Annotated in this window: 19 protein-coding genes; 12 read left to right on the top strand and 7 right to left on the bottom strand. The window is 71.3% G+C overall.

Features of this window, described 5'->3' with window-relative positions; all coding sequences use genetic code 11:
• Nucleotides 1–266 precede the first annotated feature (266 nt).
• On the bottom strand, nucleotides 267–1,142 hold the full coding sequence (locus ACFYZZ_RS42330) for an A/G-specific adenine glycosylase (RefSeq protein WP_389188515.1): 876 nt from the start codon (nucleotides 1,140–1,142) through the stop codon (nucleotides 267–269).
• A 191-nt stretch (nucleotides 1,143–1,333) separates the two neighbouring features.
• On the opposite strand from ACFYZZ_RS42330, the gene ACFYZZ_RS42325 reads away from it, so the two are divergent.
• Nucleotides 1,334–2,140 carry a hypothetical protein gene (locus ACFYZZ_RS42325; protein WP_389188512.1) on the top strand — a complete coding sequence of 269 codons (807 nt, stop codon included), beginning with the start codon at nucleotides 1,334–1,336 and terminating at the stop codon, nucleotides 2,138–2,140.
• A 98-nt stretch (nucleotides 2,141–2,238) separates the two neighbouring features.
• Here ACFYZZ_RS42325 and ACFYZZ_RS42320 read toward each other — a convergent pair whose 3' ends face one another.
• The 3 genes from ACFYZZ_RS42320 to radA form a co-directional block, all read right to left on the bottom strand.
• Complete coding sequence (locus ACFYZZ_RS42320) at nucleotides 2,239–2,694, bottom strand: RICIN domain-containing protein (RefSeq protein WP_389188510.1); 456 nt, start codon at nucleotides 2,692–2,694, stop codon at nucleotides 2,239–2,241.
• A gap of 138 nt (nucleotides 2,695–2,832) precedes the next feature.
• Nucleotides 2,833–3,957: a DNA integrity scanning diadenylate cyclase DisA gene (gene disA / locus ACFYZZ_RS42315; RefSeq protein ID WP_389188507.1), complete on the bottom strand. Its 1,125-nt coding sequence runs from the start codon at nucleotides 3,955–3,957 to the stop codon at nucleotides 2,833–2,835.
• Between the two features lie 81 nt (nucleotides 3,958–4,038).
• Complete coding sequence (gene radA, locus ACFYZZ_RS42310) at nucleotides 4,039–5,448, bottom strand: DNA repair protein RadA (protein WP_389188504.1); 1,410 nt, start codon at nucleotides 5,446–5,448, stop codon at nucleotides 4,039–4,041.
• Nucleotides 5,449–5,645: 197 nt separating this feature from the next.
• Here radA and ACFYZZ_RS42305 point away from each other — a divergent pair, with 197 nt between their 5' ends.
• Nucleotides 5,646–7,322 (top strand): hypothetical protein, encoded by a 1,677-nt coding sequence (locus ACFYZZ_RS42305; protein WP_389188501.1) that lies wholly within the window; start codon nucleotides 5,646–5,648, stop codon nucleotides 7,320–7,322.
• Nucleotides 7,323–7,367: 45 nt separating this feature from the next.
• Here the strand turns inward: ACFYZZ_RS42305 and ACFYZZ_RS42300 are convergent, their stop codons facing one another.
• Nucleotides 7,368–8,258: a hypothetical protein gene (locus ACFYZZ_RS42300; RefSeq protein ID WP_389188499.1), complete on the bottom strand. Its 891-nt coding sequence runs from the start codon at nucleotides 8,256–8,258 to the stop codon at nucleotides 7,368–7,370.
• A gap of 71 nt (nucleotides 8,259–8,329) precedes the next feature.
• On the opposite strand from ACFYZZ_RS42300, the gene ACFYZZ_RS42295 reads away from it, so the two are divergent.
• The 4 genes from ACFYZZ_RS42295 to ilvD all read left to right on the top strand — a co-directional run bounded on the left by ACFYZZ_RS42295 (nucleotide 8,330) and on the right by ilvD (nucleotide 12,904).
• Nucleotides 8,330–9,262 (top strand): Ppx/GppA family phosphatase, encoded by a 933-nt coding sequence (locus ACFYZZ_RS42295; protein WP_389188496.1) that lies wholly within the window; start codon nucleotides 8,330–8,332, stop codon nucleotides 9,260–9,262.
• A gap of 193 nt (nucleotides 9,263–9,455) precedes the next feature.
• Nucleotides 9,456–10,268, top strand: coding sequence for a sugar phosphate isomerase/epimerase family protein (locus tag ACFYZZ_RS42290; RefSeq protein ID WP_389188494.1), 813 nt, complete (start codon nucleotides 9,456–9,458; stop codon nucleotides 10,266–10,268).
• Nucleotides 10,265–10,870, top strand: coding sequence for a TetR family transcriptional regulator (locus tag ACFYZZ_RS42285; RefSeq protein ID WP_386579601.1), 606 nt, complete (start codon nucleotides 10,265–10,267; stop codon nucleotides 10,868–10,870). Before ACFYZZ_RS42290 ends, ACFYZZ_RS42285 begins: the two co-directional genes overlap by 4 nt.
• A gap of 180 nt (nucleotides 10,871–11,050) precedes the next feature.
• Complete coding sequence (gene ilvD, locus ACFYZZ_RS42280; protein WP_389188491.1) at nucleotides 11,051–12,904, top strand: dihydroxy-acid dehydratase; 1,854 nt, start codon at nucleotides 11,051–11,053, stop codon at nucleotides 12,902–12,904.
• 52 nt (nucleotides 12,905–12,956) lie between these two features.
• Here ilvD and ACFYZZ_RS42275 read toward each other — a convergent pair whose 3' ends face one another.
• A complete protein-coding gene (locus ACFYZZ_RS42275; RefSeq protein ID WP_389188488.1) occupies nucleotides 12,957–15,098 on the bottom strand; it encodes a serine/threonine-protein kinase in 2,142 nt (713 codons plus the stop codon).
• Nucleotides 15,099–15,279: 181 nt separating this feature from the next.
• On the opposite strand from ACFYZZ_RS42275, the gene ACFYZZ_RS42270 reads away from it, so the two are divergent.
• The 6 genes from ACFYZZ_RS42270 (at nucleotide 15,280) to proC (ending at nucleotide 19,696) form a co-directional block, all read left to right on the top strand.
• Entirely contained in the window at nucleotides 15,280–15,594 is a 315-nt protein-coding gene (locus ACFYZZ_RS42270; RefSeq protein ID WP_389188481.1) for an SH3 domain-containing protein, read from the top strand.
• Nucleotides 15,595–15,636: 42 nt separating this feature from the next.
• Entirely contained in the window at nucleotides 15,637–16,158 is a 522-nt protein-coding gene (locus ACFYZZ_RS42265) for an EamA/RhaT family transporter (protein WP_389188478.1), read from the top strand.
• 101 nt (nucleotides 16,159–16,259) lie between these two features.
• A complete protein-coding gene (locus ACFYZZ_RS42260) occupies nucleotides 16,260–17,060 on the top strand; it encodes a class I SAM-dependent methyltransferase (RefSeq protein ID WP_389188475.1) in 801 nt (266 codons plus the stop codon).
• A gap of 126 nt (nucleotides 17,061–17,186) precedes the next feature.
• The gene (locus tag ACFYZZ_RS42255; protein ID WP_389188472.1) at nucleotides 17,187–18,005 is read left to right on the top strand and encodes an ABC transporter ATP-binding protein; all 819 of its coding nucleotides are present in this window, start codon (nucleotides 17,187–17,189) and stop codon (nucleotides 18,003–18,005) included.
• The gene (locus ACFYZZ_RS42250; RefSeq protein WP_389188470.1) at nucleotides 18,002–18,802 is read left to right on the top strand and encodes an ABC transporter permease; all 801 of its coding nucleotides are present in this window, start codon (nucleotides 18,002–18,004) and stop codon (nucleotides 18,800–18,802) included. Before ACFYZZ_RS42255 ends, ACFYZZ_RS42250 begins: the two co-directional genes overlap by 4 nt.
• Before the next feature lie 81 nt (nucleotides 18,803–18,883).
• Nucleotides 18,884–19,696, top strand: coding sequence for a pyrroline-5-carboxylate reductase (gene proC / locus ACFYZZ_RS42245; protein WP_389188468.1), 813 nt, complete (start codon nucleotides 18,884–18,886; stop codon nucleotides 19,694–19,696).
• Between the two features lie 63 nt (nucleotides 19,697–19,759).
• On the opposite strand, the gene trpS is transcribed toward proC, so the two are convergent.
• Nucleotides 19,760–20,794: a tryptophan--tRNA ligase gene (gene trpS / locus ACFYZZ_RS42240; RefSeq protein WP_389188465.1), complete on the bottom strand. Its 1,035-nt coding sequence runs from the start codon at nucleotides 20,792–20,794 to the stop codon at nucleotides 19,760–19,762.
• Nucleotides 20,795–21,346 lie beyond the last annotated feature (552 nt).

Raw genomic sequence — 21,346 nt, 5'->3', positions numbered from 1 at the left:
CCGCCTCCGTTCCCCGTGTACTCCGGCTCCCCGCCGAAGTCCCGCTGTCCTGCCGGCCCGTGGTCTGCCGGGCACGAGAAAGAAGTTACGGAGCTGTTGTCACGGGGCTGTGCGGAGCAGCCTGCGGCTAGCAATCGGCTGTCCGTCGGTTGTGTAACGGAAGTGGGTTCGGGGTAAGGAAGCTGGCCCTAATGTCCCTTTATGAGATGGTCTGTATGGCTGGAGGGTTCGTAACGAAGGCCTGTACGCCGTGACTTGGCTGTGTGTCAGGTCAGCGGCAGCCGGTACAGCTGGCCGGGCAGTGGCTCCACCAGACCGTCCGTGACGAGCCCGTCGAGCGCGCGGGCGCGCTGCACCGGCTCGTGCCACACCCGGTCGAGCGCCGCCTGCGGCACCGGCGCGTGCGCCTCCCGCAGCACGGCGAGCAGCTTGCCGCGCACCTGGCGGTCCGTGCCGGCGTACGTCTGTCCGCGGCGCGGCGGACCCTCGTGCTCCGGCTTGCCCGCCAGCCGCCAGGCGCACTGCGCGGCGATCGGGCAGCGGTGGCAGCCCTCGTTCTTCGCCGTGCACACCAGCGCGCCCAGCTCCATGGACGCGGCGGCCCAGCGGGCGGCGGTCCTGTCATCCTTGGGCAGCAGCTCACGGGCCAGCTTGCGCTCGGCGGCCGTGGTGGCGTTCGGCGGGTACTGCACCCCGGTCACCGCCCGGGCGAAGACCCGGCGCACGTTCGTGTCCAGCACCGGGTGGCGCTGCCCGTACGCGAAGGAGGCCACCGCGGCGGCCGTGTACTCGCCGATGCCGGGCAGCGCCAGCAGCTGGGTGTGGTCCGTCGGTACGTCCCCGCCGTGCCGCTCCGTTATGGCGACCGCGGCGCCGTGCAGCCGCAGCGCGCGGCGCGGGTAGCCGAGCCGGCCCCAGGCGCGCACCGCCTCTCCGGGGGCCTCCTCGGCGAGGTCGGCGGGGCGCGGCCAGCGGGCGAGCCACTGCTCGTAGACGGGCAGGACCCGGCTGACGGGGGTCTGCTGCAGCATGAACTCGCTGACCATCACGCCCCAGGGGCCCGCCTCCGGGCGGCGCCAGGGGAGGTCGCGGGCGTGGGTGTCGAACCAGGCGATCACGGGGGCGTGGAGCTTCTCAGTCATGGCCTTCCGATCCTGCCACGGGTCGGGCGGGCAGGGCCGGTGACAGCGCGGTTGCGGAGCGTTGCGTCTGGTCGCGGTGCGTGAAGGACCCTTTCTCCTGCGGCAGTTGCCGGGATGATGATCCGGAAAAGTTGGAGCCGAGGCGGCGGGTGGCGCAAGCAAGCACGCCGATCTCTCGTACAGTTTGCGCCGTGGGATCTCTGCGCAATCCGGTCGGGCCGCTTCCCTCCTCCATTTACTGGCGACGGAGGGTCGTTATGGTGTCGGTGGTCGCCGTGTTGGCGCTGCTGATCACCTGGATCGTCACGGCCGGCGGCGGGGGCGGCAAGAAGAACACCGACGCGTCCAACGGCAAGAACCCCGTGCCCACGATCACGCCGGGGCCCTCCTCGTCGGAGTCCGCGATCAGCCAACACCCTGGCGGGCGCGACGAGTCGAGCGGCGGGGCAGACACCGGCGGGACCGGGTCCGGGTCGGACGGCAAGGGCGACTCCGGCTCGGCGGGGTCCGACGGCGGCTCGGGCGGTGGCTCGGGTTCGGGGTCCGGTGGGGGCGATGTCGGTACGGGCGACGCGCTGCCGGCGTCCTCCTCGCTGCCCAAGTGCACGGCCGGGGCGGTCACGTTGAGCCTGCGCAGCCGGCACAACTCGTACTCGCCGGACCAGGTGCCGACGTTCGAACTGGTCGCGAAGAACGCGTCGTCCAGTGACTGCAAGGTCGATCTCGGGCCGAAGAGCGCGGTGTTGACGATCACGCCGGCCGACAGCAGTGACGCCTACTGGTCCTCGGGCGACTGTCCGAAGGGTGCGGCGAGCCTGGTGTTCCGGGTGCCCGCGGGGCAGAGCATCACGTACGCCGTGACGTGGGACCGCAAGCCGAGCGCTCCCCAGTGCGGGACGCCTCCGGCGGGCTCGGCGAAGACGGGCACGTACCTGCTGGAGGCCAAGACACCGGGGTTCGGGAAGGTGCGGGCGTCCTTCGTGCTGTCGGCTGACTGAGACGGGCCTTTGAAGGCTCCCCAGGGTGGCCGGTAAAGGGGACACCCCGGTCTCGACGAGGCCGGGGTGTCCCTTCTGCATGCGTTGCGAACTGTGGTTCAGCTCCAGCGCTGGACCGGGTAGCCGTGGTCGTTTGCGGTTTGTATCTTCCCGGTCGTCAACTCCTCGAGGACGCGCCCGGTGGCCTTGTTCTTCAGCCGCCAGCCGGAGGAGTCGTGGCTCTCGTACCACCTCTGGTAGTCGCCACCGTTGCAGTTGAGAAGGTACACGTCACCGTTGCTGTTGCTGTCGAGGCACTTCCCGGTCATGTGGTGCTGCATGACGTAGGCGCCGTCGCGCTGCTTGAACTCGTCCCACTTCAGGGACGTGCTCTGGGAGGGGTCTGCGTTGATCGTACGGACCCGGTTGTTGACGTACGCCAGGTACTTGCCGCTGTAGTTGTTCTTCCAGGTCACGGGGTTGCCGGCGGCGAACGCCTGCCCCGTGCCCACAAGGGTCAGTGCCGGGGCGAGGACTGCCGCGGCGACGAACGTGCCTATGAGGCGCTTCTTCATGGAGTTCCCCCTGCAAAGTTCGATTCCAAATCGAACATGATGGTCGGTGTCACGCTACTCCGGCGTGATCACCCCATGCAATGTTGTTTGGATCAACTGAGGGGAGCCGTCGAGGAGTTGGGGCGCCCCGGCCCGGACTCAGACGTACCGCTCCAGAATGGAGGACTCGGCCAGGCGCGACAGGCCTTCCCGCACGCTTCGCGCCCGGGCCTCGCCCACGCCGTCCACGGTCTGCAGGTCGTCCACGCTCGCAGCCAGCAGCTTCTGCAGCCCGCCGAAGTGCTCCACCAGCCGGTCGATGATCGCGCCGGGAAGCCTCGGCACCTTCGCCAGCAGGCGGAAGCCCCGCGGGGACACCGCCGAGTCGAGAGTCTCGGGGGAGCCGGTGTAGCCCAGCGCACGCGCCACCGTGCCCATCTCCAGCAGTTCCGCGTGGGAGAGCGCGTCCAGCTCGGACAGCGCCTCCTCGACCGTGCGGGAGCGCTTCGCCGTGGGCTCGGGGACATAGTCCCGGACGACCAGCTCACGGTCGGGCTCCACCCCGGCGATCAACTCCTCCAGCTGAAGCGCCAGAAGCCGGCCGTCCGTGCCCAGTTCGACCACGTACTCGGCGATCTCGGTGGCAATGCGCCGGACCATCTCAAGACGCTGGGCGACCGCCGACACGTCCCGGACCGTCACCAGGTCCTCGATCTCCAGCGCCGACAGCGTGCCCGCGACCTCGTCCAGCCGGAGCTTGTACCGCTCCAGGGTGGCCAGCGCCTGGTTCGCGCGGGACAGGATCGCCGCCGAGTCCTCCAGCACGCGCCGCTGCCCGTCGACGTACAGGGCGATCAGCCGCATGGACTGGGAGACGGAGACCACAGGGAAGCCGACCTGCTTCGAGACGCGGTCCGCCGTGCGGTGCCGCGTGCCCGTCTCCTCCGTCGGGATCGTCGGGTCCGGCACCAGCTGCACGCCGGCCCGCAGGATCTTCGACAGGTCGGAGGAGACCACGATGCCGCCGTCGAGCTTGCACAGCTCCCGCAGGCGCGTGGCCGTGAACTCGACGTCCAGGACGAACCCGCCCGTGCACATCGCCTCGACGGTCTTGTCGGAGCCGAGCACGATGAGCCCGCCGGTGTTGCCGCGGAGAACCCGCTCCAGGCCGTCACGCAGGGCCGTGCCCGGAGCCACCGCGCTCAGCGCGGCGCGCATCAGGCCCTCGGCACCGGAACTCCCACCGGACTTTCCGGGAGCTGCCGCCCGGTCGTTGGCTGCCACTGCACTCCTCCGGTCGCAGGTTCTGGGGCGCTCCCGTTTCGCGCACTCGGTTCGTACGGACGGGCGAGACCTGGGCAAAGTCTACCGGCGGTCCTCCGCCTCCCGTGGGGCCTCTCGGCGACGGGAGCGCGGCAGGACCCTGAGCGCGTCCCCCATGTCCGCCACTTCCAGGACCTTCATGCCGGGCGGGACCTTGCCCGGATCGCCCGGTACGAGCGCGTGCGTGAAGCCCAGCCGGTGCGCCTCGGCGAGCCTGCGCTGCACGCCCGTGACCCGTCTGACCTCGCCCGCCAGGCCGACCTCGCCGATCGCGACGAGGTTCTTGGGCAGCGGGGTGTCGCTGGCGGCCGAGGCGAGCGCGAGGGCGATCGCGAGGTCGGCGGCCGGCTCCGACAGCTTCACGCCGCCCACCGTCGCCGAGTAGATGTCCCGCTTGCCGAGCGCGCTGATCCGGCCCCGCTGCTCCAGCACCGCGAGCATCATCGACACCCGGGAGGTCTCCAGGCCCGAGGTGGTCCGGCGCGGGGAGGGGATCTGGGAGTCCACGGTCAGCGCCTGCACCTCCGCCACCAGCGGGCGGCGGCCCTCCAGGGTGACCGTCAGGCAGGTGCCCGGTACCGGCTCGTCACGACGGGTCAGGAAGAGTCCGCTGGGGTCCGCGAGGCCCGTGATGCCCTCGTCGTGCAGTTCGAAGCAGCCGACCTCGTCGGTGGCTCCGTAGCGGTTCTTCACGCCCCGCACCAGGCGCAGGCGGGCGTGCCGGTCGCCCTCGAAGTGCAGGACGACGTCCACCAGGTGCTCCAGCAGCCGGGGGCCGGCGATCGCGCCATCCTTGGTGACGTGGCCCACCAGCAGCGTGGACATGCCGCGCTCCTTGGAGGCGCGGATCAGGGCGCCGGCCACCTCGCGGACCTGGGCCATGCCGCCGGGCGCGCCGTCGATCTCCGGGGAGGCCACCGTCTGCACCGAGTCGAGGATCAGCAGGGACGGCTTCACCGCGTCCAAGTGGCCGAGGACGGCGGCCAGATCGGTCTCGGCGGCGAGATACAGATGGTCGTCGATTGCGCGGATGCGGTCGGCGCGCAGCCGGACCTGGCTCGCGGACTCCTCGCCGGTCACATAGAGGGTGCGGTGCTCCTCGCTCGCCGACTTGGCGGCCACGTCCAGCAGCAGGGTGGACTTGCCGACGCCCGGCTCGCCCGCGAGCAGCACGACCGCGCCGGGGACGAGACCGCCGCCGAGCACCCGGTCCAGCTCCGGCACGCCGGTCGAGCGGGCGGTGGCCTGGCGGCCGTCGACCTGGCCGATGGGCACCGCGGAGCTGGTGACCCGGCCCGGAGCCGTCGTACGGACCGCGGGCGCGCCGTACTCCTCGACCGTCCCCCAGGCCTGGCACTCGGGGCAGCGGCCGAGCCACTTGGCCGTCTGCCAGCCGCACTCGGTGCAGCGGTAGGACGGTCGGTCCTTGGTGGTCTTGGTACGGGCAGCCATGCGGAAACCGTAGCCCGCGGTACTGACAACGCCCGCTCGGGGCGCATGTGGGTGGATCGGTATTGGCCAATGCCCGTCGGGTTCGAGCCGCGGAGCAAAGGGTTCCTGTCCCCTTATGAGGGATCGTTTCACCCGTACGGATTAAAAGTGCTCAAGGTACAAGAAGGTGCACTCCGTAGCCGCCTACGGTCGCACGGGTGATGAGCAGCAGTCCTCAGACCACGACCCGCAGCACCGGCGCGCACCGGGCGCGCCGAGAGGCGCGCGATCGAGCCGCCGCGCGCACCCTCGCCCAGCGGCCGCCGGCCCGCTACGAGCCGTACCTGGACGGTCTGTTCACCTACTGCCTGTCGGTGCTGTGCGACCACGACGCGGCCACCGCCGCCCTCGGGGACGTCCTGGTGCTGGCCGAGCGGCGTGGGCAGCGTGTCCCGGAGGCCCCCGCCGACCGCAGGGCCTGGCTGTACGCGCTGGCCCGCTGGGCGTGCCTGCGGGGGCTCGCCGAGGCCAAGCAGAAACGTCAGGCCACCCACGCGGCGGGCCGGCCCGCGGCCACGAGACAGGCACCCGATCCGCCCGTCGCCCCGGAGATCCAGGAGCAGCGGCGCCGCGAACTGGCCCTGCTCGCGTGGCCGGAGGCGGCAGGTACCACCCCCGAGCAGCGCGAGGCCCTGGAACTCGCCGTCCGCCACCACCTCGCCGCCCCCGAGGTCGCAGCCGTCCTCGGTATGGAGCCCGCCGCCGCGCGCGAGCTGCTCGCCTCCGCCGCCTGCGAGGTCGAGCGCACCCGCGCCGCGCTCGCCGTGGTCGAGACCGGCGGGTGCCCGAGCGTGGCCCATCTGACCGGAGACAGCCAGCTGGTCCTCAGCACGGCCCTGCGCCGCGAGCTGGTCCGGCACGTCGACGACTGCCCGCGCTGCCGCCGTACCGCCGAGCGCGCGGTGCCCGGCCGCTGGCCCGGCGCCACGGTCACCCCGGCCGAGCTGCCCGTCCTGGAGGCACCCCGCGCGGCCCTGCACGGCACCCTCACGCACCAGCCGCGCGCGCGGGGCGCGGCCATGCCCCGCTTCGACCGGCGCGGTTTCCCGATGGACCCCAAGGACCGCGCGGCCCGCCGTGACCGCCTGCGCGCGCGTGCCGTCACCACGACCGTCGTCGCCACCGTCGTCGCGGCCCCCGTGCTGGCCCTGTGGGCCGCCTACCGGGGCACCCCGGACGTCGAGGGGGGACGCTCGGCCACCGCGCGCGAGGCGCAGGGGCCCGACGCGCTCGGCAGCGACACCGCAGGCGGCTACGAGAACGCCGGAAACGCCAGCGTGAAGCCCGGCGGCCGCGGCAAGGGCGGCACGTCGGACGTCTCCGTGGAGGTCATCAGCGTCTCCGGAGGAGACAAGAAGGGAGCGGGGCAGCTCGCGGTCAGTGCCGCCAACGACGGTGACACCACCCTGATCACCCTCACGGCCTCAGGTTCTGGCCCCGTCCGCTGGTCCGCCGCCACCTCCGCGGCCTGGCTCTACCTCAGCCACTCCACGGGAACCCTGGCCCCCGGCGAGACGTTGACGATCAAGGTGTACGTCGATCCTCTCCGCGAGCCCTCCGGCCACTGGCACGCACAGGTGGCCATCTCACCGGCGGGCGCCGTGGTCACCATCGACGGCTACGGCACCGCCCCGACCCGCCCGACGACCCCGCCCCCGGTCCCCGGCACCCCCGACCCGAGCCCGACGACCCCGCCCCCGACGAACCCGCCGTCCAGCCAGTCCCCGACCCCGGCCGACCCGAGCCCAAGTCCCACGGCCCCCACCCCGTCCGACCCCCCGAGCCCGTCACCGTCCCCGAGCGACGACGGAACTCCGAGCCCGTCGGACAGCTAGTGCCCCCGCAGGCAGCGCGGCGCCCCGGAAGGCGCCCCGGCACCCCTACGCCGGATCCGCCGGATGCGGTGCCACCAGGGGCAGCTGCGAGGCCAGTCGCGCTTCGCACAGCTCGACCAGGCGGTCGTAGCCGGCCTTGCCCATCAGTTCGGTCAGTTCGGCGCGGTAGGAGACGTACACCGGCTCGCCCGCTCCGTGTGCCGAGGTCGCCGACGTGCACCACCAGTGCAGGTCATGGCCGCCCGGACCCCAGCCCCGGCGGTCGTACTCACCGATGGAGACCTGCAGGACGCGGGTGTCGTCGGGCCGGTCGATCCAGTCGTAGGTGCGCCGGATCGGCAGCTGCCAGCACACGTCCGGCTTGGTCTCCAGCGGCTCCCGGCCCTCCCTCAGGGCCAGGATGTGCAGCGAGCAGCCCGCGCCGCCGGCGAACCCGGGACGGTTCTGGAAGATGCACGAACCCTGGAAGGGCCGGGTCTGGCGGGAACCGTCCTCGTCCTCGGAGATCCAGCCGCCCCGCGTGCCCTCGTCGTGGTGCTGCCAGATCTCCGGGGTGAGCCTCGCCACATGCTCGGCGACCCGCTTCTCGTCGTCCTCGTCGGAGAAGTGGGCCCCCAGCGAGCAGCACCCGTCGTCCGCGCGGCCCGCCTGGATGCCCTGGCAGCCGCTGCCGAAGATGCAGTTCCAGCGCGAGGTCAGCCAGGTCAGATCGCAGCGGAAGATCTGCTCGTCGTCCGCCGGATCCGGGAACTCCACCCAGGCTCGCGCGAAGTCGAGACCCTTCTCGTCGCTCACCTTCGGGCCTTTCCCGGACGTCGACGCCTTCACCTGCGAAGGGTCCTTCGACCCCTTGGAGGATTTGGGCGTCTTGCCCGACTTGGCACCCTTGGTGGTCTTGGTGCTCTTGTCGGAGTTAGCCTTTTTCGTCTTTGGCACCCGTCCAGGGTAAGTGGCCCGAGGCCGCTTCGGGGACCGAGGACGGCGGTTCTGGCAGTAGCGTTCCGTACATGAGACTCGGTGTCCTGGACGTGGGTTCGAACACGGTGCATCTGCTGGTGGTGGACGCTCACCCCGGCGCGCGCCCGTTGCCCGCGCATTCGCACAAGGCCGAACTTCGGCTCGCCCAGCTGCTCGACGACAGCGGTGCCATAGGTGATGACGGTGTCGAGAAGCTGATCGCGGTCGTACAGGACGCGCTCCAGGCCGCCGAGGACAAGGGCGTGGAGGACCTGCTGCCGTTCGCGACCTCCGCGGTGCGGGAGGCCACCAACGCCGACGACGTCCTCGCGCGCGTGGAGGACGAGACCGGCGTACGACTCCAGGTCCTCACCGGTGCGGAGGAGGCCCGGCTCACCTTCCTCGCCGTCCGCCGCTGGTTCGGCTGGTCCGCCGGAAAGCTGCTGGTCCTGGACATCGGCGGCGGCTCCCTGGAGATCGCCTTCGGCATCGACGAGGAGCCGGACGCCGCCGTCTCCCTCCCGCTCGGCGCCGGCCGCCTCACCGCCGGCTGGCTGCCCGGCGACCCGCCGGCCGCCGAGGACGTCCGCTCCCTGCGCCGCCACGTCCGCGCGCAGATCGCCCGGACCGTCGGCGAGTTCCACCGCTTCGGCACCCCCGACCACGTGGTCGCCACCTCCAAGACCTTCAAGCAGCTGGCCCGCATCGCCGGCGCCGCCCGCAGCGCCGAGGGCCTCTACATCCAGCGCGACCTCAAGCGGGAGTCCCTGGAGGCCTGGGTCCCCCGCCTGGCCGGCATGTCCACGCAGCAGCGCGCCGAACTCCCCGGAGTCTCCGAGGGCCGAGCCGGCCAGTTGCTGGCAGGGGCGCTGGTGGCCGAGGGCGCGATGGATCTGTTCGGGGTGGAGAGCCTGGAGGTCTGCCCGTGGGCCCTGCGCGAGGGCGTGATCCTGCGGCGCCTTGATCACATGGGTACGGCTTGACTGCGTGAAGGGACGCGAGCCGTGTCGGAAGGGGTGCGGGCCGTATCGGAAGGGGTGCGGGCCGTGTCGGTGGGCGGCTCCGCGGCGTGGGCGCAGGCAACCGCAGCACACCCGCACCCACCCGAATGGCGAACGTCACAACGGCGAATAGGCACCCCACCCCCTCACCACTCGACCCCGTAAGGTGACGGACGTGGCTGAACCAAGGGACGTGTCCGTCGCGCTGTCGACAGCCTCCGTTTACCCGGAGTCGACGGCGACGGCCTTCGAGATCGCCGCGCGCCTCGGGTACGACGGCGTCGAGGTCATGGTCTGGACCGACCCGGTCAGCCAGGACATCGAGGCCCTGCGTCGCCTGTCCGACTACCACGGCATTCCGATCCTGGCCGTGCACGCCCCCTGCCTGCTGATCACCCAGCGGGTCTGGTCCACAGACCCCTGGGTCAAGCTCCAGCGGGCCAGGGCGGCCGCGGAGAAGCTGGGCGCCTCCACCGTCGTCGTACACCCGCCCTTCCGCTGGCAGCGGCAGTACGCCCGCGACTTCGTCTCCGGGATCTGGCGGATGGCGCACGAGACGGACGTACGGTTCGCCGTCGAGAACATGTACCCGTGGCGCTACCGCGACCGCGAGATGCTGGCCTACGCGCCCGAGTGGGACGTCACCAAGGACGACTACCGGCACTTCACGATCGACCTCAGCCACGCGGCGACGGCCCGCACGGACGCGCTGGGCATGCTCGACCGCATGGGCGACCGCCTCGGCCACGTCCACCTCGCCGACGGCCGGGGCTCGGCCAAGGACGAGCACCTGGTCCCCGGCCGCGGCACCCAGCCCTGCGCCGAGCTGCTGGAGCGCCTCGCGCGCACCGGCTACGACGGCCATGTCGTCATCGAGGTCAACACCCGCCGGGCGATGTCCAGCGCCGAGCGCGAGGCCGACCTCGCCGAGGCCCTGGCCTTCACCCGCAAGCATCTGGCCGCCGCCGTGCAGGTGCCCCGGCGATGACCGGGGCCACCGCACGCCGCAGGGGACGGCCGCCGCGCGCCGAGTCCGCCGACACCCGCGACCGGATCCTCGCCGCGGCCCGCGAGGAGTTCTCCGAACGCGGCTACGAGAAGACGTCCGTACGCGGTATCGCCAAGGCCGCCGGGGTCGACTCCGCGCTGGTCCACCACTACTTCGGCACCAAGGAACAGGTCTTCGAGGCCGCCATCGAGGTCGCCTTCGCCCCCGCGCTCAACGCGCCGAACGCGGTGGCCGACGGCCCGCTGGAGGGGGTGGGGGAGCGGCTGACCCGCTTCGTCTTCGGCGTCTGGGAGAACCCCACGACCCGTACGCCCCTCCTCGCGATCCTCCGGTCCGCCGTGAACAACGAGACCGCCGCCGCCGTCTTCCGCCGCCTCGTCGCCGCCCAGCTGCTGCGCCGCATCGCCGCCCAGGTGGACCTGCCGGACGCGGAACTGCGGGCCGAGCTGGCGGCCGCGCAGCTGGTGGGCACGGCGATGATGCGCTACGTGATCAAGCTGGAGCCGCTGGCCTCGGCGGACCTGGAGCAGATCATCGCGCGGGTGGCGCCGGTGGTGCAGGGACATCTGACTCAGCCCTGAGGGTGAGGACCCGGTCCCGAAGGTGACGCGGTCCTGAAGGTGACGCAGTCCTGACGTCGGCGTTCCGTGAAACACGCGTCCCGCATTCCGGACAACCTTGTCCAGCCCTTGGAGGGGCGGCGTACGCTCGTAAGAAGTCAGAAGTCTCTCTGATCGCAGTCTCTGAAGGAGCGAGCGACGATGCCCGAGCTGAGGTCCCGCACAGTCACCCACGGCCGCAACATGGCGGGCGCCCGCGCCCTTATGCGCGCCTCCGGTGTACCCGGTGCGGACATCGGCCGGAAGCCCATCATCGCCGTCGCCAACTCCTTCACCGAGTTCGTCCCGGGCCACACCCACCTGCAGCCGGTCGGCCGGATCGTCAGCGAGGCGATCAAGGAGGCCGGCGGCATCCCGCGCGAGTTCAACACGATCGCGGTCGACGACGGCATCGCCATGGGCCACGGCGGCATGCTGTACTCCCTGCCCTCCCGCGACCTGATCGCGGACTCGGTGGAGTACATGGTCGAGGCCCACTGCGCCGACGCCCTGGTCTGCATCTCCAACTGCGACAAGATCACCCCGGGCATGCTGATGGCGGCCCTGCGTCTGAACATCCCGACGGTCTTCGTCTCCGGCGGTCCGATGGAGTCCGGCCGCGCCACCCTGGTCGACGGCACGGTCCGCACCCTCGACCTGGTCGACGCGATCTCCGACGCCGTCAACGACAAGATCTCCGACGAGGACATCCTCCGGATCGAGGAGAACGCCTGCCCGACCTGCGGCAGCTGTTCCGGCATGTTCACCGCCAACTCGATGAACTGCCTGACCGAGGCCATCGGCCTCTCCCTCCCGGGCAACGGCTCGGTCCTCGCCACCCACACGGCCCGCCGCCGGCTCTACGAGGACGCGGCCCGCACGGTCATGGACCTCACCCGCCGCTACTACGAGCAGGACGACGAGTCGGTCCTCCCGCTCAACATCGCCACCTTCGCGGCCTTCGAGAACGCCATGGCCCTGGACATCGCGATGGGCGGCTCCACCAACACGATCCTGCACCTGCTGGCCGCCGCCCAGGAGGCGGACGTCCCGTTCGGCCTGGAGCAGATCGACGCCGTCTCCCGCCGCGTCCCCTGCCTGGCCAAGGTCGCGCCCAACGTCGCGAAGAACCGCACGTACTACATGGAGGACGTGCACCGCGCCGGCGGCATCCCCGCCCTCCTCGGCGAACTGCACCGCGCCGGCCTGCTGAACGAGGACGTCCACGCGGTCCACAGCCCCTCCCTGGCCGACTGGCTGAAGACCTGGGACGTCCGCGGCGGCTCCCCGTCCCCCGAGGCCGTGGACCTGTGGCACGCGGCCCCCGGCTGCGTCCGCTCCGCCGAGGCCTTCTCGCAGTCCGAGCGCTGGGAGGCCCTGGACGACGACGCCGAGAACGGCTGCATCCGCTCCGCCGAGCACGCGTACTCCAAGGACGGCGGCCTGGCGGTCCTCAAGGGCAACCTGGCGGTCGACGGCTGCGTCGTGAAGACCGCCGGCGTGGACGAGTCCATCTGGACCTTCGAGGGCCCGGCCGTGGTCTGCGAGTCCCAGGAGGAGGCTGTCCAGCGCATCCTCACCCAGGAGGTCAAGGAGGGCGACGTCGTCGTCATCCGCTACGAGGGCCCCAAGGGCGGCCCCGGCATGCAGGAGATGCTCTACCCGACCTCGTACCTGAAGGGCCGCGGCCTGGGCAAGAGCTGCGCCCTGATCACCGACGGCCGCTTCTCCGGCGGCACGTCCGGCCTCTCCATCGGCCACGCGTCCCCCGAGGCGGCCTCCGGCGGCACGATCGCCCTGGTCCAGGACGGCGACCGCATCCGCATCGACATCCCGAACCGCACGATCGAGCTGCTGGTCGACGAGGCGGAGCTGACGCGACGCGAGCAGGCCCTCGGCGGCGTCTACGCCCCCAAGAGCCGCGAGCGCAAGGTCTCGGCCGCGCTGCGCGCCTACGCCGCGATGGCCACCAGCGCGGACAAGGGCGCGGTGCGCGACGTGAGCAAGCTGGGCTGACCGGTCCACGCAAAGGGGCCGCCTCCCGGACGGGGGCGGCCCCTTTCGCAGGTCACCAGGCCGAGGGATCGCGTGCGTCGAGGGCGAAGACGGTGCCGTCCGGGGCGGTGGCGCACACGCGATGGCCGACGACGACCGGTGCGGGCGGCGCCCCCGCAACCCGGGCCGAGTGGCTGCCGAGACGGGCCTCGGTCTGCCCGACGAGCCTCCCCTTCGCCGCGTCGACGGCGAGAAGACGCCCGTCACCCGCGCTGAAGTACACCCTCGCGCCGTCGGTGACCGGTGCCGACCCCAGGCTCACGGAGGTCTCCAGCCGCCACAGCTGCTTGTGCGCGTCCAGGTCGACGGCGACCAGGGAACCACCGGTGCCCAGGAGGTGGACGAGGGACCCCCGCACGGTCGCCTGGGCGTCGTCCACCGCGACGGGCAACCTCACCCGGCTCGTCTGCCCGGAGGCGGCCGTGTAGCGGACGACCTCCTTGGTCTGTCCGTAGACGCTGTCGACGGACAGGAAGAACACCGAGCCGCCCCGGGCACCGAACGGCCGCAGAGTTCCGGCGAGCCGGACGTCCCACCGTACGTGCCCCGTGCGCGGATCCACCGCGGTCACCTGCGTGCTCGACCCGTCATCGGACGTACGGGCCGCGTAGGCCGAGGAGTCCCCCGGGAACGAGAGAAAGGCCGGTGCGCCCTGACCGGGGAACCCGCGCTGCCACTTCGCCTCACCGGTCGCCGCGTCCACCCCGGTGACCGTCCCGTCGGCACGCGTGAGCAGGGCCATGCCGCCCGCGTAACGGATCGTCGTGTCAGGGGGCAGGCTCCGCTCCCAGACCTCCTTGCCCGAGGCGGGGGCGAGAGCCGCCAGCCGGGCCCCGCCGTTCGTATAGGGCTGCACGAGACCGGCGGAGACCACGGGCGGTTCGCTCGTGGTCCGGGTGGCGACGGAGTGCCGCCACAACAGGGTGCCGTCGGCGGGGGACACGGCGAACACCGCACCGGGCTGGGCACAGAGCAACTTCCCGGCTCCGTAGGAGCATTGCGGCATGCCCTTGTCCGCCCCGACCGGTTCGGCCGTCCAGCCGGCGGAGGCCGTCGACACCGTCCGCGGGCTCCCGTGCTGCGACGTGTGCCGGCTGCTCTCGAACAGCCGCACCGAGACCAGGGAGCTGAGCAGGGCCAGTCCGAGCGCCGCGGCGCCCAGAACCACCACTCGCCTCCCCGGGCGACGACGTCTCGCGGACCGCTCCACGGACTGCTCCACGGACTGCTCCGAGGACTGTTCCACGGCCTGCTCGGCACCGGCCTTCGGCTCCCGGCCGCTCTCACTCGTCCGCTGCGCCGGTATGAACGCCTGTGTGTCGTACGAGGCGGCCACCGACCGCAGCTCCCGCATCAGCTCGTCGGGAGTCGGCCGGTCGTCGGGTTCCTTGGCGAGGCAGCGAAGGATCAGCGGCGCCAGACTCTCCGGCACCCCGGCCAGGTCGGGCTCGTCGTGCACCACCTGGTACGCGACCACATACGGACTGTCGGAGTCGAACGGTCCCCTCCCCGTCGCCGCGTGCACCAGCACCGACCCGAGGGCGAATATGTCCGCCGCCGGTCCCACTTCCCGCGGCCGCCGGAACTGCTCGGGCGCCATGAACGGCGGTGTACCGATCAACTTGCCGGTCTCGGTGCGCAGTTCGCTGTCCTTGGGCCGGGAGATACCGAAGTCGATGACCTTCGGCCCGTCCTCGGCGAGCAACACGTTGCTCGGCTTCAGATCCCGGTGCACGACCCCCACCCGATGGATGTCGCGCAACGCCTCGGCGAGCCCGGCCATGAGCCGGCGCAGCTGCGCCGCCGGCATCGGACCGCTCCGCTTCACGTGCTCGGAGAGGGTCGGACCGGGTATGAACAGCGTGGCCATCCAGGGCCGTTCGGCCTCCGGGTCGGCGTCCACGACAGGCGCCGTGAAGGCACCGCTCACCCTCCGGGCGGCGGCCACCTCCTGCCGGAAACGCCCCCTGAACTCGCGATCCCGGGCGAACTCGGCGTGTACGACCTTCACCGCGAGCCTCAGTCCCGAGGTGCTCCGGGCCAGATGCACCACGCCCATGCCACCGGAGCCCAGACACGACTCCAGGTGATACTGACCGGCGTACTCGGGAAGTTCCGCTTCCGCGCCCGCTCCGGTGTTGCGCTGTGGCGCCATGGACCACCCCCGTGCTCTTCGTCCGCGCGCGCGACGCACGGAGCCTAGTCGATGACTCGTACGAGACAGAGGCGGCTTGCTAGCGTCTGCATGCGAGTTGCGCACCGGTGTTTCGCAATTCGCTTCAGGGGAATCAACGTGACCCCATGACAGTCATGGGGACAATGGGGGGAGGCACTCGATGTCTGTCGAGCGCGTCGAAGAAGACGACAACAGCAGCGCCGCGGCCGCGGTCGCGACGGAGACCCTGCGCTACTACTCGGTCGCGCCGGGCGTACGCCTGAACGTCCGCAGCGGACCCGGCACCAGCTACAACCTCGTCCGCGTCCTGCCCGAGGGCGCCAAGGTCCACATCTACTGCCAGTCGCCGGGCACCACCATCTCCGGCCCGTACGGCACCTCGAACATCTGGGACAACATCGGCAACGGTGAGTACGTCTCGGACGCCTTCGTCCAGACCGGCAGCGACGGCTACGTCGCCCCTCGCTGCGGCTGACCCCGCGAAGAGCCCGCCCCCGCCCGGAGCCATAATCGTCCCGTGAGCGACGAGACCGGCACCCCGGACACCCCGGCGGGCTCTATGGGCGGCGCGGCCCATGGCGGCCCCCGCCCCGAGCCCCTCCGCTTCTTCGGCACCTCCTGGGTGAACCACGACAACGGGTACGCGGCCCGCCGAGCCGGCGTGGCCATCGGCTCCCTCGCCGCGGCCGCCGCCTCCTGCCTGGTCCTGAACTTCGCCTACGAGGGCATCCGGATCGCCGACACCGGCGCCTTCGTGACCGTGCTGGTCGTCGCCATGTTCGCGATCTGCAGCGCGCTCGCCTTCCGCAACACCTGGGAGGGCTTCGGCCGGCGCCACGATCCCCAGCGCCAGGCCCAGCTGCGCGGCCTGCTCGCCATCGGCTTCGTCGGCTCCCTGCTCGCCTACTTCTTCCGCTCCCTCACCGAGGCCCCGGGCGAGAAGCTGCACCGCGAGGAGTACGAGAAGGCCCGCGAGGAGTACGAGCGCCGGTCCTCCCGGCGCACGGGCAACCCGTCGAAGAAGAAGCGGCACCGGTAAGCCGCGACGGGCACAGGTGAGCCGTAAAGCCGGTAAGCCGTGCAGCCCGTGAGCCGGAAACCCGCTGTCTCCTCCCACCCCACCTCGCGCACGATGGCGGCATGACCACGAGTCCAGCCACCCCGGAACCGGCCGCCGCCCCGTCCCCCGCCCTGCGCGCCCACTCCTTCAACGCCGCCGCGGCCCAGTACGCCGCGAACCGCCCCTCCTACCCGCCCGCCCTCTTCGACACCGTCGAGGAGCTGGCCGGCCAGTCGCTGTCAGGTGCCCGGGTCGTGGACGTCGGTGCCGGGACCGGGATCGCGACCGCCCTGCTGGACGGCCGCGGTGCCGACGTCCTCGCGGTCGAACCCGGTGCGGGCATGGCCGCCGAGTTCCGCCGTGCCCTGCCGCACATCCCGATCGTGCGCGGCAACGGCAACGCCCTCCCCGTCGCCGACGCCCACGCCGACTTCCTCACCTACGCCCAGGCCTGGCACTGGACCGACACCGCGCACTCGGTGCCGGAGGCGCTGCGCGTGCTGCGGCCGGGCGGTGCGCTGGCGCTGTGGTGGAACACCTCCGCCCTCGACGTCGAGTGGATCGCCGAGGCCGCCGACCGGTTCGGTCGGTTCTTCGGCGTGGACATCGCCGCCGAGAAGCGCCAGACCGGAGACCGCACCGAGCACGCCGACCCCAGCGGCCGCCTCCGCTTCACCCGCCGTGAGGTCCGCTGGAGCCGCCGAGTCCCGATCGACACCCACATCGCCAACATCGGCAGCCACTCGGCCTTCCTCGTCACTCCCGAGGAGCGCCGGAACGCGTTCCTGGAGGAAGAGCGCGGCCATGTGCTGAAGGTCTTCCCGGACGGCATCGTCGAGGAGACGTACGACGTGCTTCTGCTCGTCGCGACCAAGCCCTGATCCGACACCTCGTCAACCTCCCAGCGGCAGCGGCGGCCCGGTTCCTTCCCGGGCCGCCGCTTTCGTGTGCGGCACACCTACTTCCTCCCCTTGACGGCACCGGCCGCCGGGAAGATTATTCATCGCATGATGAATTATGCGCCCGATCCACCCCATCCCACCGCACCGGACGCCGTCCACGCCGAAGACCTCACCGTCGTACGCGGCCCCCGCACCGTCCTCCACCACCTCCGCTTCACCGTCCCGCGCGGCCAGATCACCGGCCTGCTCGGCCCCTCCGGATGCGGCAAGTCCACCCTGATGCGCTCCATCGTCGGCACCCAGGCCAAGGTCACCGGCACCCTCGACGTCCTCGGCCGCCCCGCCGGCCACCCCACCCTGCGCAGCCGCATCGGCTACGTCACCCAGGCTCCCTCCGTCTACGACGACCTGACCATCCGCCAGAACCTCGACTACTTCGCCGCGATCCTCGACCCCGGCCACGCCCCCGCCGAACGCCGCCAGGACGTCGCACGCGTCCTCGCCGACGTCGACCTCACCAGCCACGCCGACGCCCTCGCCGGCAACCTCTCCGGCGGCCAGCGCAGCCGCGTCTCCCTCGCCGTCGCCCTCCTCGGCACGCCCGAACTCCTCGTCCTCGACGAACCGACGGTCGGCCTCGACCCCGTCCTGCGCCGAGACCTGTGGAACCTCTTCCACGACCTCGCCGCCCGAGGCGCCACCCTCCTCGTCTCCTCCCACGTCATGGACGAGGCCGAGCGCTGCCACCGCCTCCTCCTCATGCGCGAAGGCCGGATCCTCGCCGACGACACCCCGGACGCCCTGCGCACCCGTACCGGCACCGACACCGTCGAGGCCGCCTTCCTCCGCCTCGTCGACGAATCAGACCGAGCAGACGACGCCGACGCGGACGCCGCGGACCGCACCAAGGAGACGACCCGATGAGCACGACCACACCGGCAGCGCCCGCCACTCCTGCCACCCCCACCGCGCCCACCAGCGCCCTGAACGCCGCCCGCACCACGGCCACCGCGGCCCGCGTCCTGCGCCAGCTCCGCCACGACCCGCGGACCATCGCGCTGCTGATCCTCGTCCCCTGCCTGATGCTGATCCTGCTGCGCTACGTCTTCGACGCCAGCCCGCGCACCTTCGACAACATCGGCGCCTCCCTGCTCGGCATCTTCCCGCTGATCACGATGTTCCTGGTCACCTCCATCGCCACCCTGCGCGAACGCACCTCGGGCACCCTCGAACGCCTCCTCGCCATGCCCCTCGGCAAGGCCGACCTCATCGCCGGCTACGCACTCGCCTTCGGCGGCCTCGCCATCGTCCAGTCGGCCCTCGCCACCGGACTCGCCGTCTGGCTCCTCGGCCTGGACGTCACCGGCTCAGCCTGGCTGCTCCTGCTGGTCGCCCTGCTCGACGCCCTGCTCGGCACGGCCCTCGGACTCTTCGTCTCGGCCTTCGCGGCCTCGGAATTCCAGGCGGTCCAGTTCATGCCCGCGGTGATCTTCCCCCAGCTCCTCCTCTGCGGCCTCTTCACTCCCCGCGCCAACATGCACCCCGTCCTGGAGGCCATCTCCGACGTCCTCCCGATGTCCTACGCCGTCGACGGCATGAACGAGGTCCTCCACCACACGGACATGACCGCGACATTCGTACGGGACGTCTCGGTCGTGGCGGGCTGCGCGGTGCTGGTCCTGGCACTCGGGGCAGCGACGCTGCGACGACGCACGGCATAGCTGCGGGCCCACCCGCCGACCGGCATTCCGCCTGCCGGACAACCGACCCGCACACCCGACCCCGGTGCCAGACTGAACCGCATGAGCCAGAAAGTCGCAGTCCTCGGCACCGGCAAGATCGGCGAAGCCCTGCTCAGCGGAATGATCCGAGCCGGCTGGGCCCCCGACGACCTCCTGGTCACAGCCCGCCGCCCCGAACGCGCCGAAGAACTCCGCGCCCGTTACGGAGTCGCCGCGGTCACCAACCCCGAGGCCGCCAAGACCGCCGACACCCTGATCCTCACGGTCAAACCGCAGGACATGGGCGCCCTCCTGGACGAACTGGCCCCGCACATCCCCGCCGACCGCCTGGTCATCAGCGGAGCCGCCGGCATCCCCACCTCCTTCTTCGAGGAGCGCCTCGCCGCGGGCACCCCGGTCGTCCGCGTCATGACGAACACCCCGGCCCTCGTCGACGAGGCCATGTCCGTCATCTCCGCCGGCAGCCACGCCACCCCCGAACACGTCGCCCACGCCGAGGAGATCTTCGGCGCCGTCGGCAAGACCCTCCGCGTCCCCGAGTCCCAGCAAGACGCCTGCACCGCCCTGTCCGGCTCCGGCCCGGCGTACTTCTTCTACCTGGTCGAAGCCATGACCGACGCCGGCATCCTGCTCGGCCTGCCCCGCGACAAGGCCCACGACCTCATCGTCCAGTCCGCGATCGGCGCCGCCGTGATGCTCCGCGACAGCGGCGAGCACCCCGTCAAGCTCCGCGAGAACGTCACCTCCCCGGCCGGTACGACGATCAGCGCCATCCGCGAACTGGAGAACCACGGAGTCCGCGCCGCGCTCATCGCCGCACTCGAGGCCGCCCGCGACCGCAGCCGCGAACTCGCCTCCGGCAAGAAGGACTGACACCCAAGAAGGACTGACACCCACGACACCGCGAAGGCGGCGGGCCACCCCGCCGCCCCACGGCTAGCGAGCGGCGCTCAGCGAGTTCAGTGAAGGCTCCGCCACGGGCGGCAGCAACCCGATGGCCCGATAGGCGGTATCGACGATCGGCCGGGCCATCGCCCGAGCCTTCTCCGCACCATCTCGCAGCACCCCCTCCAAATAGACAGGATCCGCGCACAGCTCCCTGTGCCTGGCCTGCACGGGCCTGAGAACCTCCACCACCGCCTCAGCGGTGTCCTTCTTCAAAGCGCCGTACGAGTCGTAAACGGCCGCCAGTGACTCAGGGTTCCCGCCCGTGCACGCTGCGAGAATCTCCAGCAGATTCGAGACCCCCGGCCGGGCCTCCCGGTCGTACTCCACGTCCCGCCCGCTGTCGGTCACGGCCCGCATGACCTTCTTGCGCACCACGTCCGGCTCGTCCAGCAGATAGACGATCCCCGGCCCCGAGTCGTCCGACTTCCCCATCTTCGACGTCGGGTCCTGCAGGTTCATCACCCGTGCGGCCACCTTCGGCGGAGTGGCCCTCGGCACCACGAAGGTGTGCCCGTACCGCTGGTTGAACCGCACCGCCAGATCCCGCGTCAACTCGACGTGCTGCGTCTGGTCGTCCCCGACCGGCACCTCGTCCGCCCCGTAGGCCAGGATGTCCGCCGCCATCAGCACCGGATACGTCAGCAGCGACAGCCGCACACTCCCACCGCGCTCACGCTCCCGCGCGGACTTCTCCTTGTACTGGATCATCCGCCGCATCTCGCCGTCCGTCGCCACGCACTCCAGCACGTACGACAGCCGGGTGTGCTCGTCGACATGGCTCTGCAGGAACACCGTGCACAGCTCGGGGTCGAGCCCCGACGCCAGCAACAACGTCGCCGCCTGACGACTGAGCCTGCGCACCCGCGCCGGATCGTGGTCCACGGTCAGCGCGTGCAGATCGACGATGCAGAACAGGGAGTCCGCCCGGTGCTGGTCCACCGCGGCCCACTGCCGCATGGCACCCAGGTAGTTCCCCAGCGTCAGATGTCCGGTCGGCTTGACCCCGCTGAAGACCCGCGTCATCTCTACTCCACCTCCAGATCGAGACCGCCGTCCCGGTCGGCCGGCCCCCGGAGTCCTGGAGGGAGATACGAGAACGGCCGCCGAGGCGGCGGCCGTTGAGTGCATACGTGAGTACGGCCGCCGGTCAGGCGGCCCACCAGAGCTGGGTACACGTACGCGTCATCACGTCGGCCAGCGTACGCCCGCAGGGGTCCCGCCCGCAGCGAGTTGACACACCCCGGCCCGCTACGTAATGTTCTCCGGGTTGTCCGACGTGAGCGCCGACTCCGGTCGGTCCCCGGACAGCCATTCCGCAAGTATCTGCCAGCAATCGGCGACCCGTCGTCGTGTGCTTCGGCGTGCATATTTGCGAAATGAGGAATCCGCGTTCGAAAGGACGCAGCCCCCGATTAGCTCGGGAGCCGGGAATCCGCTAAAGTCTCACTCGTCGGAACGGCCCAACAGCCGCGAAGACAAACCCGCCGACCGGGAATCGGACGCCGAAAGGATCTGATAGAGTCGGAAACACCGAAGGGAAGCCCGGAGGAAAGCCCGAGAGGGTGAGTACAAAGG

The organism is Streptomyces sp. NPDC001816 (genome assembly GCF_042892235.1).
Lineage (GTDB): Bacteria > Actinomycetota > Actinomycetes > Streptomycetales > Streptomycetaceae > Streptomyces.
This window is presented reverse-complemented; position numbering and strand designations above follow the sequence as displayed.

Excerpts from the sequence above, each read along its gene's own strand:
- ACFYZZ_RS42330 (WP_389188515.1), bottom strand. The coding sequence starts at position 1,142 with ATGACTGAGAAGCTCCACGCCCCCGTGATCGCCTGGTTCGACACCCAC.
- ACFYZZ_RS42320 (WP_389188510.1), bottom strand. The coding sequence starts at position 2,694 with ATGAAGAAGCGCCTCATAGGCACGTTCGTCGCCGCGGCAGTCCTCGCC.
- radA (WP_389188504.1), bottom strand. The coding sequence starts at position 5,448 with ATGGCTGCCCGTACCAAGACCACCAAGGACCGACCGTCCTACCGCTGC.
- ACFYZZ_RS42295 (WP_389188496.1), top strand. The coding sequence starts at position 8,330 with ATGAGACTCGGTGTCCTGGACGTGGGTTCGAACACGGTGCATCTGCTG.
- ACFYZZ_RS42285 (WP_386579601.1), top strand. The coding sequence starts at position 10,265 with ATGACCGGGGCCACCGCACGCCGCAGGGGACGGCCGCCGCGCGCCGAG.
- ilvD (WP_389188491.1), top strand. The coding sequence starts at position 11,051 with ATGCCCGAGCTGAGGTCCCGCACAGTCACCCACGGCCGCAACATGGCG.
- ACFYZZ_RS42275 (WP_389188488.1), bottom strand. The coding sequence starts at position 15,098 with ATGGCGCCACAGCGCAACACCGGAGCGGGCGCGGAAGCGGAACTTCCC.
- ACFYZZ_RS42270 (WP_389188481.1), top strand. The coding sequence starts at position 15,280 with ATGTCTGTCGAGCGCGTCGAAGAAGACGACAACAGCAGCGCCGCGGCC.
- ACFYZZ_RS42260 (WP_389188475.1), top strand. The coding sequence starts at position 16,260 with ATGACCACGAGTCCAGCCACCCCGGAACCGGCCGCCGCCCCGTCCCCC.
- ACFYZZ_RS42255 (WP_389188472.1), top strand. The coding sequence starts at position 17,187 with ATGATGAATTATGCGCCCGATCCACCCCATCCCACCGCACCGGACGCC.
- ACFYZZ_RS42250 (WP_389188470.1), top strand. The coding sequence starts at position 18,002 with ATGAGCACGACCACACCGGCAGCGCCCGCCACTCCTGCCACCCCCACC.
- proC (WP_389188468.1), top strand. The coding sequence starts at position 18,884 with ATGAGCCAGAAAGTCGCAGTCCTCGGCACCGGCAAGATCGGCGAAGCC.
- trpS (WP_389188465.1), bottom strand. The coding sequence starts at position 20,794 with ATGACGCGGGTCTTCAGCGGGGTCAAGCCGACCGGACATCTGACGCTG.